This is a genomic window from Thalassococcus halodurans, from assembly GCF_900108225.1.
Classification (GTDB): domain Bacteria; phylum Pseudomonadota; class Alphaproteobacteria; order Rhodobacterales; family Rhodobacteraceae; genus Thalassococcus; species Thalassococcus halodurans.
Window position 1 is genome coordinate 141321 of record NZ_FNUZ01000003.1, and the last position, 11747, is coordinate 153067.

The window sequence follows — 11747 nt, forward strand, 5'->3', positions numbered from 1 at the left end:
AGAGGCAAATGAGCAGAACTCTTCGCGCATTGGTGATTGTCCTTCTCGTCGCATCCTGCGGCGGGGGTGGTGGCTCTACATCCGCGCCCAAAAACCTTGATGATGCCTGCGCAATCCTTGCGCAACGCCCGCATTATGTTCGCGCCTTCCGGGCCGCCGAACGCAAATGGGGCGTGCCGATGCACGTGCAGATGGCCACGATCTATCAAGAGTCGAAATTCATCGGCAACGCGCGCACCCCGTTCCAATACAAACTGGGTGTGATCCCGACAGGGCGCCAAAGTTCGGCCTTTGGCTACAGCCAAGCGCTGGATGGCACGTGGAGAGAATACCAACAGTCCGAAGGCGGGTCGCGGTCACGTCGCGACAACATCCGCGACGCCACGGACTTCATGGGTTGGTACATGGCACAAAGCCGCGACAGCCTTGGCATTTCGCTGCGTGACGCCCGCAACCAGTACCTTGCCTATCACGAAGGCCGCACCGGCTTTAAACGCGGCAGCTACAACAATAAGTCTTGGCTATTGCGCGTGGCAAATGAAGTGGGACAACGGTCCTTGATCTATGAGATCCAGTTGGCGGAATGCCGTCACGCCAGATAATCCAATGGCGCGGCTACGCCGCACAGGTTAGCTCGTCCTTCGGCCTATGGCCTGCGTCCTCGGTTTTGGCGCGCAGTCCTTAGGTATTTTCTTTCTTCAAATACCTTGGGGGAATTGGCCGAAGGCCAAGGGGGCAAAGCCCCCCTTATTCCTAGCCAGCGTTGTCGTCGTCGCTGACATGCTCCAGCCACGTCACCGCAGCACATGCCGCGCGGGTGATTATCATTATGGCCTCCGTCTGACTGTTTGTTCTGGATATTATTTGGGGCTGGGTGATCTGCGGATTAGAGATATGTCAGCGCTAGACCCTATCGACCCCCATCATAAATGGGCTCGCTGCGCTGCCAACTTATTTCAGACGAAAAGCATGTACTAAAAACGCAAAAGGCGGAGTTGCCCCCGCCTTTGCCGTGATAACATTTTCCTGCAACCGGTCAGTTCAGCTTGTCGATCTCATCGCGGATATTGAAAAGGGATCTGGGCAGTGATTTCTTTTCTAAACCACCCAAGATTACCGTTGTCTGGCTGCCGCCGGAATCGGTGATGATCCATTGACGCAGTTCTGTCGGGCTGTCGGTGAATTTCAGCTGGATCGAGCCGTATTCAGGATTGCGCGGATCCTGCGCAGTGACAATCGTCGCAGTGCCGTCGTAGCCATGCGCGGTCACCATGTTGGCCTGCGCAAGGTTCACGTTTGCCGCCAGAATGATCGACAGCGGCGTCTGGTTCAGCGGATAGGTTTCCGCCGTGCCGTTGATTTTACGGTCAAGGATCACAACGGTGCCGTTGTTCGCCATCACCAGCGCCTTTTCAGGCGGGTTATAGTCGAACCGTGCACGACCCGGGCGCGACAGGGAAATCGTACCTGTCGAAATGGTGCCATCAGCGTTGATCTGCGTGAACGGGCTATCTGCCGTTTTGATACCGTTTAAATAGTTGGAAATCGCATTCAGCGACAGCTTGTCGGCCATGGCCGAGCTTGCTGAGAAGACGACCAGTGATGCTGTCAGAGCCGCTGTAAGCAGGTGTTTAGGCATAGGTGGTTCGGTCCTTGGTTGTGTTCCTGTTCTTCATATAAGACCGACTTTGCACGTTGTCGCGGTGCTAAGCGATAACCAGCCGATTGTTGCCGGATAACACCGTGGGTCCAAATGAAAACGGGCCGCAAGACTGCGACCCGCTTGGGTATTCAACCGTTACGGTGGCTTATTGTTCCGGCACCAGAATTTCGCGTTTGCCGACGTGGTTGGCCGAAGACACAACGCCTTCGTCTTCCATCTGCTCGACCAGTCGGGCAGCTTTGTTGTAGCCGATCGCTAGTTTGCGCTGGATGTAGGAGGTCGAACATTTGCGGTCGCGGATCACGATGGCGACGGCCTGATCGTACAGCGCATCTTCGCCATCGGTGTTGCCACCTGTGTTCAGGCCAAGAACCGCGTCGATGTTATCGGCTTTGTCGTCATCCGGACCCTGCACAACACCCGAGATATATTCCGGCGGGCCAAAGGCCTTGAGGTGATTCACGACCTCTTCGACCTCTTCGTCGGATACGAACGGGCCGTGGCAGCGGGTGATTTTCGCACCGCCCGCCATGTACAGCATATCGCCCATCCCCAAGAGCTGTTCCGCGCCCATTTCGCCAAGGATCGTACGGCTGTCGATTTTCGACGTGACCTGGAAGGAAATACGGGTTGGGAAGTTCGCCTTGATCGTACCTGTGATAACGTCAACGGACGGACGCTGGGTCGCCATGATCAGGTGGATACCGGACGCACGGGCCATCTGCGCCAGGCGTTGGATGCAGGCCTCGATCTCTTTGCCGGCGACCATCATCAGGTCGGCCATCTCGTCGACGATGACGACGATGTACGGCATTTTCTTGGGTTCGAATTCTTCGGTCTCGAAGATCGGATCGCCGGTTTCATCGTCAAAACCGGTCTGGACGGTGCGTTCGAACATCTGGTTCTTGCGCAGCGCTTCTTCGACGCGGCCGTTGTAGCCGTCGATGTTGCGCACGCCCATTTTGGACATCTTGCGATAGCGGTCTTCCATTTCGCCGACGACCCACTTCAGCGCGACAACCGCCTTTTTCGGGTCGGTCACAACCGGCGACAGAAGGTGCGGGATGCCGTCGTAAACGGACAGTTCCAGCATTTTCGGGTCGATCATGATCATCCGGCATTCATCCGGCGACAGCTTGTAGAGCAGCGACAGGATCATGGTGTTGATCGCAACGGACTTACCCGACCCCGTGGTACCCGCGATCAGCAGGTGGGGCATCTTGGCAAGGTTGGCAACAACCGGATCACCGCCGATGTCCTTGCCCAAAGCAAGCGGCAGTTTCTGGTTGCCATCGCCGTAATCACGTGACGACAGGATTTCGCGGAACGACACCATTTCGCGATTATCATTCGGCAGTTCGATACCGATAACTGAACGACCCGGAACAGTGGACACACGTGCGGACAGCGCCGACATGGAACGGGCGATATCGTCGGCAAGGCCGATCACGCGCGATGCTTTCAGGCCCGGCGCGGGCTCCAGTTCGTACATGGTGACAACGGGGCCCGGACGGACCGACACGATCTCACCTTTGACGCCGTAGTCATCCAGAACGGATTCCAGCATGCGCGCGTTTTCTTCCAACGCCTCATCCGACAGATGGTGACGTTCGACGTTTTCAGGGTTCGACAACAGCGACAGCGGCGGCAGTTCGTATTCGACCGAATTGTCTTCGAACTTCAGCTGAGGAGCGGACTCTTCGATCGCGCGCTTGGACGGTTGCAGCGGTTTGCGGTTCAGCGGCTGAACCACTTTTTTCGGCTGTTGAACGGGGGCGGCGCTGGGTTCTGCTGTGTAGGACGTGATCGGTGTGACGTCTTCTTCGTCATCGATATCTTCGAAGATATTGGCGTCATCTTCGTAGTCCGCCATCGGGGCATAGTCATCGACCCGCGTGTCCTGCGTCAGTTGCGCAGGCTCATGTGCGATGTCCTGTTCGATGCGCTGCTTTTGCGCGGCCAAACGGTTGGTCGCGGCCTGAACAGCAGCGGACAAGGCGCTCATGCCGCCGGTCGCAACGGGTGCTGCGGCCTCGACGGGCATATCGGTGACCATCGGTGCTTCCATCTCAACCGGCGCATGGCCTGCCGTCAGGGGCGGTTCGGCGCGCAGCGTTGCGCTGCGTGGTGTTGTGTTGGCGATCAGCGGATCAGGACGACGGCCACGGCCCTTGGTCAGCGGCGCTTCGGTTTCGATCCGCGCCTGCGGTGTGGTGCGCAGGCGGGCTTTGACGGCGTCGGAAATCTTGGCGCTGATGCGGTCGCTGGCCGGTGCTTCGACGTCGTCCACCATGACCTGTTCAACCAGTTCCGGTTCAGGCAGCGGTTCCTGACGTTTGATCAGGGACGGCATGCGCGACAGGAAGCTTTGTTTTTCTTCAACAACAGGTTCCGGCGCATACTGTTGACCGGCGTAATCGGCGTACATGTCCGGCTCGATCAGCGTGTCTTCGGGTGCAGCAGGCATTTCGGCACGGCGCACGCGGGACACGGCGGGCTGGGCAACAGCCTCTTGCGCAGCGGCCCAAGCGGCGGCTTCTTCTGCCTCGACACGGCGCTGTTCACGGCGGGTACGATGGGCTTCTTGCATGGACATGGCCCCATGCATCGCACCCGAAGCACCACGGCCCAGAAGCTTGAGGATCGTGGCGTAGGTCATGATGACACCCACCACAAGGAAACGACCGATGCGGGACAGTTCTTCGCGCGTAAAGCCCAATACGAATGCGCCCATGGCAAGAAGCGCAAGTCCCATCAGAACCATCGCGATTTTCAGCGAAATGGCGGCGCCAAAAGGCAGAAGGCCCATAAACGTGCCCATCATCATGTCACCGAACAGACCACCCAGACCGAAACTGTGGCTCCATTCGGCACCGGCATTCTGACCCGAGGCATAGATCGCAGCCAGCGCCACCCAGATGGGGGCAAAGATCACACGGCCAGCAGCGCGCTCATCGCCTTTATGCAGGACAAGGCGCACGCCCCAGACAATCAGGACCAGCGAAATGGCCCAGCTGCCAGCGCCGACGATCATGAACAAAGGCGCGGCAATCGAGGCACCCAGACGGCCCATCCAGTTTTGAACGGGCGCATCGGTGGCAGAGATCCAGGACGGGTCGTCAGGGGAATAGGACGCAATCATCGCTGCGGCCATCAGCCCCAGCAGGATCAGCGCCAAGCCAATCAATTCCTTCCCGCGTTTTTCGATAGCGGCCTGTACGTCGCTGTCGAAAAGGGGGTCTCTTCCCCGTGCCTGATATGCCATGTTTCGCCTCTTTTATCGGTCTTTATTTTTTATGGTTCAGTCGTACAGGCAGTCGCGCAAACGCGTCAGCCCGTCTTCTGTTTCTTGTGCGGACGCAACCAACGCCACGCGGATGTATTCCTTACCCGGATTGCCCGCAGCCGTGTCGCGGGACAGATATGCGCCGGGCAGCACCCGAACGCCTGTTTCTGTCCACAGCTTCAGCGCGGCCTCTTCGCCGTCGTTGACCGGCAACCACAGGAAAAAGCCTGCTTCGGGCGATTGATAGCCCGGCACGTTGCCAAGAATGCGGTCCGCCAAGGCGAACTTTTCCTGATAAAGTGCTCGGTTTTCGATCACATGGGCTTCGTCCGCCCAGACCTTTTCCGACACGCGCTGAATAGGCAACGGCAGCGGCGCGCCCGAGTAATTGCGCAGCTGTTGCATGCGGCTGATGCACTCCGGTCCACCTGCGACAAAGCCCGAACGCAGGCCCGGCAGGTTCGACCGTTTGGACAGCGAATGGAAGATCACTACGCGTTCAGGATCGGCTCCCATGTCGCGCGCCACCTGAAGCGCGCCTGTGGGGGCTTCGTTGCGGTAAATCTCGGAATAGCATTCATCGGCCAGAATGCGGAAATCGTGTTTTTCGGCCAGCGCGATCAGGCGTTCCCAATAGTCACGGCTGGCAACGGCGCCCTGCGGGTTGGCGGGCGAACAGATGTAGGCCAGCGTCGTGCGGTCCAGCACCTCGGCGGGCAGGCCTTCGTAATCCGGCAGATGTCCGGTTTCGGCGGTGGCGGGCACAAAGACGGCCTCGGCCCCGACAGACGCGGCTGCAACCGCATAGACCTGATAGAACGGGTTCGGTGTCAGAATGACAGGCTGTTTGCCGCGCTTGGTTTCGGGGCACAGCGCCATGGCCGCGTTGTACAGACCTTCGCGCGTGCCGTTCAGCGGCATGATATCTGTTTCGGCATCGACCGTGACGCCATAGCGCCGCTTGATCCAGTCGCGGATCGCGGCGCGCAGTTCATCTGTTCCGTTGTTCGGGGGATAGCGGCCGAATTCGGCAACCGATTGCGCAAGAACATCACCCACCCAGTCAGGGAAGGCGTGTTTGGGCTCACCAATGGTCATATGCTGAACAGGGCCACCCGCAGGATGGGTGTCCAATAGCGCACGAAGGCGCGGAAACGCGTATGCCGGAAGGTTCGAAAACCGCTCGGGGAACATGATTTACTGCCTCTGAATGCGGGAATTCTTTGTCCCGCTTTTGTTCAGAATACGAAATGACCTGCCCTTCGTCCAGAAAAAGCCTTTCGAATCCGGCACCTGTGGCAGGAAAATCGCAGCGTCAAATTTCTGTCGCGTGACGGCGGTTTATTCGCCCAGCGCACGCTCAGCCGCGACAGCCACAGCCAGCAGGCTTTCTTCGCCATCCGCGCGGCCCATCAGCGATATACCGCACGACGCTGTACCGGTCGGCAGAGTGACAACGGCCAGCCCCATCAGGTTGCCCACGCGGGTATTGCGTAGGGTCAGCAGGTTTTCAGTGACGTAATAGTCATTGTCCGACATCAAACGGTCTACGTTCGGCGGCATGTTCGGCACCGTGGGGCACAGAACCGCGTCGAAACCGGCCATTTTCTGGGCCCAGACCTGACGGACCTGATCTAGCTGCAACCACGCAGCGACATAGTCAGATGCCTTATGCCCTGCCCCGCCTTCGAACCGTTCGCGGATCGGCGGGAACATCACATCACCTTTGGCCGTAATCTGATCGCCCCACGTTCCCCAAGCCTCGGACGTATAGAGAATACCGGCGTTATCCATCGGGCCTTGGATTTCGGGGCATGTGACATCGACGATCTCGGCCCCGGCCTTGCGCAGACGGTCCAGCGCGTCGGCATAGGCCTTGGCCGGCGTGTCGCGCAGGTCGTCCATCACGATGGTTTGCAGCGCGCCAAAGCGGCGGCCCTTCAGCGACCCGCGCGGCAGGCCCATAGCCCCCTGCCCTTCTATCGCGGCCAGCATCAGCGCGGCGTCTTCCACCGATTGGCAAAGCGGGCCGATGGTGTCGAACTTCGCTGCCAAAGGTACAACGCCCGTCAGGGGGATGCGGCCCGACGTGGTTTTCAGCCCCACCAGATCGTTCCAAGCGGACGGCACCCGCACTGACCCACCGGTGTCCGACCCGACAGCCGCAGCCGCCAAACCGTAAGCAACCGAGGCCGCTGCGCCAGAGGAGGAGCCGCCAGACACCGCGTCTTCGTCATTCACGCAAGGTGACGTGGCGGTCACAGGGTTCAGGCCTAGACCGGAGAAGGCAAGCTCGGACATGTGCGTTTTGCCAAGGCACACCAGCCCCAGAGCCGTCGCGTTGCGCAGCACCCACGCGTCGCGGTCCGGCACGCGGCCTTCCAGCAGTTTCGATCCCGCCTCGGTCGCGGTGCCTGCCGTGTCGAACAGATCTTTCCAGCTAACCGGCACGCCGTCCAAAGGCGACAGGCGCGCACCACGGGCGGCGCGATCGGATGCCGCCGCAGCCTCGGCCCGTGCGCGTTCCGGCGTGACACGGGCATAGATACGGTCGCGCATCGGGTGGTTGGCGATCTTGTCCAGATAGGTTTCGCACAGTGCTGCGGGGTCGATTTCCCCCTTGGCAATGCCGCGTCCAAGATCGGCTGCTGTCATCTCTGTCCAATCGGCCATCGCCCTACCCTTTCGCCAAGTCCGGTCGCAAATCACTTGCGCACGGTAGCGGCGTGGAACCGCATGGACAATGCCGCCAAAGCGCCCATATTGCAGACCATGAATTACGACTCGGATATTGCCATCGTCGGCGGTGGTTTGAACGGGACAGCCATGGCGCTGGCCCTTGTGCGGTCGGGCCTGAGCGTCACGCTGATCGACGCCGCCAGCCTGCCCACCCGCGCGGCCCCTGATTTCGACGGACGGTCCTATGCTTTGGCGCTGACATCGAAACGGATGCTGGCGGCTTTGGGCCTGTGGGATGGTCTGTCGGAAAATGCCCAGCCGATGAACCAGATCAAGGTGACGGACGGGCGGATCAACGACGGTCACGCGTTTCTTGGCCTGCATTTCGACGCCGCCGAGCTGGAAGAAGGCCCGATGGGCTATATGGTCGAAGATCGCCACCTGCGTCACGCCCTGCTGGACGCGGTCGAGGCCGAGCCGAACATCACGCATATGTCTGCGGCCCGTGTTGTCGCGCAGGAAGTGACGACAACTGCGGCCACCCTGACGCTGGAAGACGGCAAAACCGTCACCGCGCGTGTGATCATCGGCGCCGATGGCCGCCAGAGCGGGACAGCCGAACGCGCTGGCATCAGCCGAACGGGGTGGAGCTATGACCAGACCGCGCTGGTCTGCGCGATTGCGCATGAAAAGCCGCACCAAGGCATCGCGCATCAGTTCTTTATGCCGTCCGGCCCCTTGGCGATCCTGCCGCTGAAAGGCAACCGATCGTCTATTGTCTGGAGCGAAAAGTCCGATCTGGCGCAGCAGATCAACGGGCTATCGGACGAAAAATACCTGCAAATCCTGCGCCCGCGTTTCGGCGATTTTCTGGGCGAGATTTCATTGGCAGGCGCGCGGTTCACCTATCCGCTGAACCTGACTCTGGCGAATTCTGTTATTAGTGATCGTCTGGTTCTGGTCGGTGATGCCGCCCACGGGATGCACCCCATCGCGGGTCAGGGTCTGAATGCGGGTCTGAAAGACATCGCTGTTCTGGCGCAAGTCATGGACGAGGCGAAACGCCGTGGCGAAGACATTGCCAGCCCGCTGGTTCTCGAACGCTATGCCGAATGGCGCAGCTTTGATGTGGCCACGCTGGCCGCCGCGACGGATGTGTTCAATCGCCTATTCTCGAACGACAGCAGCCTTTTGCGGCTGGGCCGTGATCTGGGGATGAAAGCGGTGAACGCCATGCCGAACCTCCGGCGCGGTTTTATGCGCGAAGCGGCGGGTCTGACGGGCGAACTGCCCGCGCTGATGCGTTAACTGCGCAGGCCGGTTTCCACCAACATGCCCCTGCGCTTGGCTTCATAGTAGTAGCCACGGGCGTACCAGCTGACGGCGGTGTCATAATCGCCGTCCGACAAAAGCCACGCACCGCGCAGGTATTTCACCGCGTATTTCAGGTTGGTTTCCGCATCCAGCAGGTCGTTCGGCTGACCACGGAACCCCATCGTGTGGGCCGTGGCGGGCAGGATCTGCATCAGGCCGTAATAGGGACCGTTCCGCGCCTCGGGGCGATGGGTGCTTTCGCGGATGATGACCTTATGCACCAACGGACGCGGCACCTCGTATTCATCGGCATATTGGTTGATCAGCGCCCGCAGTTCCGGCGTTTCGTTCGCATGCAGCGGAAGAACCGGAGCCGCCTGAACCGGCTCGGCCTCGGGTCGCAGAAACGCGCATCCCGCGGCAGGGATCAGCGCAATGCACAGTGTCAGCGTTCGGATCAGCCCCATGGTCCCGCCCTGTTGTTTTGCCCTTAGACAGCACAAATGCACGCGACACGCGAGGACGCTTTTGGATATATGTCGGCATAGGCGCTGGTTTGCCTTGAAATCCCCCACCATGCGCAGCAGTTTGCCGATTATGACTGACACACCTGTTCTTTTGTCCCTTGGACACGGCTTTTCCGCCCGCGCCCTGACCCGCCGCCTGTTGCCGCAAGGCTGGGAGGTGATCGGCACGACCCGTAGCACCGATAAACTGGACGCGCTGCGCGACACCGGCGTGACGCCAATTCTATGGGACAAGGATGCGATCGAGGCCGTCCTGCCAAAGGCCACGCATCTGTTGATCTCGGCCGGTCCGAATGACGACGGCGATCCGTCACTTGCGCTGGTAGGCGATGCCATTCGCGCGCGCGCCAAGAATCTGGACTGGTGCGGTTATCTGTCGACCACCGGTGTTTACGGCAACCATGACGGCGCATGGGTCGATGAAACCGCTGGTATGACGCCCACAGGCAAACGCGGGCGACTGCGGGTCGAGGCCGAGGCCGAATGGCTGGCCATCCCCGATCTGCCGCTGCATATTTTCCGCCTTGCAGGCATCTACGGGCCCGGTCGCGGACCTTTTGAAAAGGTGCGCGCTGGACGGGCGCAGCAGGTGGTCAAGAAGGGTCAGGTGTTTTCGCGCATCCACGTCGACGATATCGCGCAGGTGCTTGAGGCCTCGATCAACCGCCCGAACCCCGGATCGGCCTATAACGTCTGCGACGACGACCCCGCCCCGCCGCAGGATGTAATCGCCTATGCGGCTGAATTGCTGGGCGTCCCTGCCCCGCCCGAAGTGCCCTTTGAAGAGGCCGAAATGACGCCGATGGCACGTAGTTTCTATGCCGACAACAAGCGTATTTCGAACGACAAGATCAAAGACGAACTGGGTGTGAAGCTGGAATACCCTGATTATCGGGTCGGCCTGCGGGCGCTGTTTAAGACGCTATAAATCATGTCGTCCTTTTGCGCCGCGTCCAATCTAGTAAAGATTGAGCTATGATCTGGATCGCGACGCTATACGCGGTGGCCATTGCTGGCGTGATCGCCTTTCAGATCGCATTGATCGCTGGTGCCCCTTGGGGTCATCTGACGCAAGGCGGTCAGGTGCAGGGTGCTTTGCCGAGAAGCGGTCGGGTGATCGCGGTGGTTTCAATTCCGATCAACCTATGCATGGCGCTGGCGATTATCTCAGCGGCAGGTTTCTGGCCCAACTGGCCAGTGTGGACAAGCTGGTTTGCCGTGGTCCTGCACGGGGTGGTGGCGGTTCTGAACTGCATCACGCCCAGCCGCGCGGAACGCAGGCTGTGGGCACCCGTTACCTTGATCATCCTTCTGTGTGCCGTCTTGATCGTGTTGGTGCCCCTGTGAAGCCTGATGCCTCAATAGATGCCCGTGCCAACCTGCGCGGCAGTTTGTGGATGACCGCGGCCATGGCGGCCTTTGCGGTTGAGGATTCGTTGATCAAAGGTGCTGCCAAAACAGTACCGATTGGCGAGGTCCTGATCCTGTTCGGGCTGGGCGGTGTGCTGGTTTTTGCCTGCATTGCGCTTTTGAACGGGGAACGTCTGTATACGTCCGATGTCATCTCGCGCCCCATGCGCATCCGGGTGCTGTTCGAAATCACGGGGCGGCTGTTTTACGGATTGGCGATTGCGCTGACACCTTTGTCGGCAGCGACGGTAATCCTGCAGGCAACGCCGATTGTCGTGGTGGCCAGCGCGGCTGTTGTTTTTGGCGAAAAGGTCGGTTGGCGCAGGTGGACGGCGATCCTGATCGGGCTGGTCGGCGTGGTCGTTATCGTGCAGCCGGGGGGCGACAGTTTCTCTGCACTGTCCATACTGGCCGTGCTGGGCATGATCGGCTTTGCGGGCCGCGATCTGGCAAGCCGTGCCGCACCCAAAACGATTAGCACAACGTTGCTGGGGCTGTACGGGTTTCTGGCGATTGTTGTTGCTGGTGCCATCTATGCCGTCTGGCGGGGCGAGGCATTTGTGATGCCCGATCTGCGCGCAATGGGTTTTGTCGTTGCCGCGTCCCTGACGGGTGCGGGGGCCTATGCATGTCTGATGAAAGCCATGCGCACCGGCGAAGTGTCGGCTGTCACGCCCTTCCGCTATACGCGGCTGATTTTCGGCATTGCTTTGGGCGTGTTTGTATTTGGCGAGGCGCTAAGCCTGCCGATGGTCATCGGATCGGGTCTGATCGTGATCTCGGGGCTGTTCATCCTGTTGCGAGGCAAAGCGCGATAGGGGCTTTGCCCCCTTGGCCTGCGGCCAATTCCCCCAAGGTATTTGGGGAA

The 11747-nt window shown here is 60.0% G+C and carries 10 protein-coding genes; 5 read left to right on the forward strand and 5 right to left on the reverse strand.

Annotated features, from left to right (window positions below; genetic code table 11):
* Positions 1-8: 8 nt before the first annotated feature.
* Positions 9-602, forward strand: a complete 594-nt coding sequence (locus tag C4S59_RS10640; RefSeq protein WP_103910490.1) for a transglycosylase SLT domain-containing protein — start codon at positions 9-11, stop codon at positions 600-602.
* Positions 603-1036: 434 nt separating this feature from the next.
* Here the strand turns inward: C4S59_RS10640 and C4S59_RS10645 are convergent, their stop codons facing one another.
* The 4 genes from C4S59_RS10645 to C4S59_RS10660 all read right to left on the reverse strand — a co-directional run bounded on the left by C4S59_RS10645 (position 1037) and on the right by C4S59_RS10660 (position 7622).
* A complete protein-coding gene (locus tag C4S59_RS10645; RefSeq protein ID WP_103910491.1) occupies positions 1037-1639 on the reverse strand; it encodes a LolA family protein in 603 nt (200 codons plus the stop codon).
* Between the two features lie 169 nt (positions 1640-1808).
* A complete protein-coding gene (locus tag C4S59_RS10650) occupies positions 1809-4928 on the reverse strand; it encodes a DNA translocase FtsK (RefSeq protein ID WP_103910492.1) in 3120 nt (1039 codons plus the stop codon).
* Between the two features lie 36 nt (positions 4929-4964).
* Complete coding sequence (locus C4S59_RS10655) at positions 4965-6143, reverse strand: aminotransferase class I/II-fold pyridoxal phosphate-dependent enzyme (protein WP_103910493.1); 1179 nt, start codon at positions 6141-6143, stop codon at positions 4965-4967.
* Positions 6144-6290: 147 nt separating this feature from the next.
* Positions 6291-7622, reverse strand: coding sequence for an amidase (locus tag C4S59_RS10660; protein ID WP_103910494.1), 1332 nt, complete (start codon positions 7620-7622; stop codon positions 6291-6293).
* Between the two features lie 63 nt (positions 7623-7685).
* Here C4S59_RS10660 and C4S59_RS10665 point away from each other — a divergent pair, with 63 nt between their 5' ends.
* Positions 7686-8936, forward strand: a complete 1251-nt coding sequence (locus C4S59_RS10665) for a UbiH/UbiF/VisC/COQ6 family ubiquinone biosynthesis hydroxylase (protein WP_103910495.1) — start codon at positions 7686-7688, stop codon at positions 8934-8936.
* Here C4S59_RS10665 and C4S59_RS10670 read toward each other — a convergent pair.
* Positions 8933-9409 carry a transglycosylase SLT domain-containing protein gene (locus C4S59_RS10670; RefSeq protein WP_103910496.1) on the reverse strand — a complete coding sequence of 159 codons (477 nt, stop codon included), beginning with the start codon at positions 9407-9409 and terminating at the stop codon, positions 8933-8935. The two genes, C4S59_RS10665 and C4S59_RS10670, sit on opposite strands and share 4 nt — an antisense overlap.
* A gap of 130 nt (positions 9410-9539) precedes the next feature.
* On the opposite strand from C4S59_RS10670, the gene C4S59_RS10675 reads away from it, so the two are divergent.
* The 3 genes from C4S59_RS10675 to C4S59_RS10685 are packed head-to-tail and all read left to right on the forward strand — an operon-like array spanning position 9540 to position 11697.
* A complete protein-coding gene (locus tag C4S59_RS10675; RefSeq protein ID WP_103910832.1) occupies positions 9540-10397 on the forward strand; it encodes an SDR family oxidoreductase in 858 nt (285 codons plus the stop codon).
* A gap of 47 nt (positions 10398-10444) precedes the next feature.
* Positions 10445-10816 (forward strand): hypothetical protein, encoded by a 372-nt coding sequence (locus C4S59_RS10680; protein ID WP_103910497.1) that lies wholly within the window; start codon positions 10445-10447, stop codon positions 10814-10816.
* Between the two features lie 50 nt (positions 10817-10866).
* Complete coding sequence (locus C4S59_RS10685) at positions 10867-11697, forward strand: DMT family transporter (RefSeq protein WP_103910498.1); 831 nt, start codon at positions 10867-10869, stop codon at positions 11695-11697.
* Positions 11698-11747 lie beyond the last annotated feature (50 nt).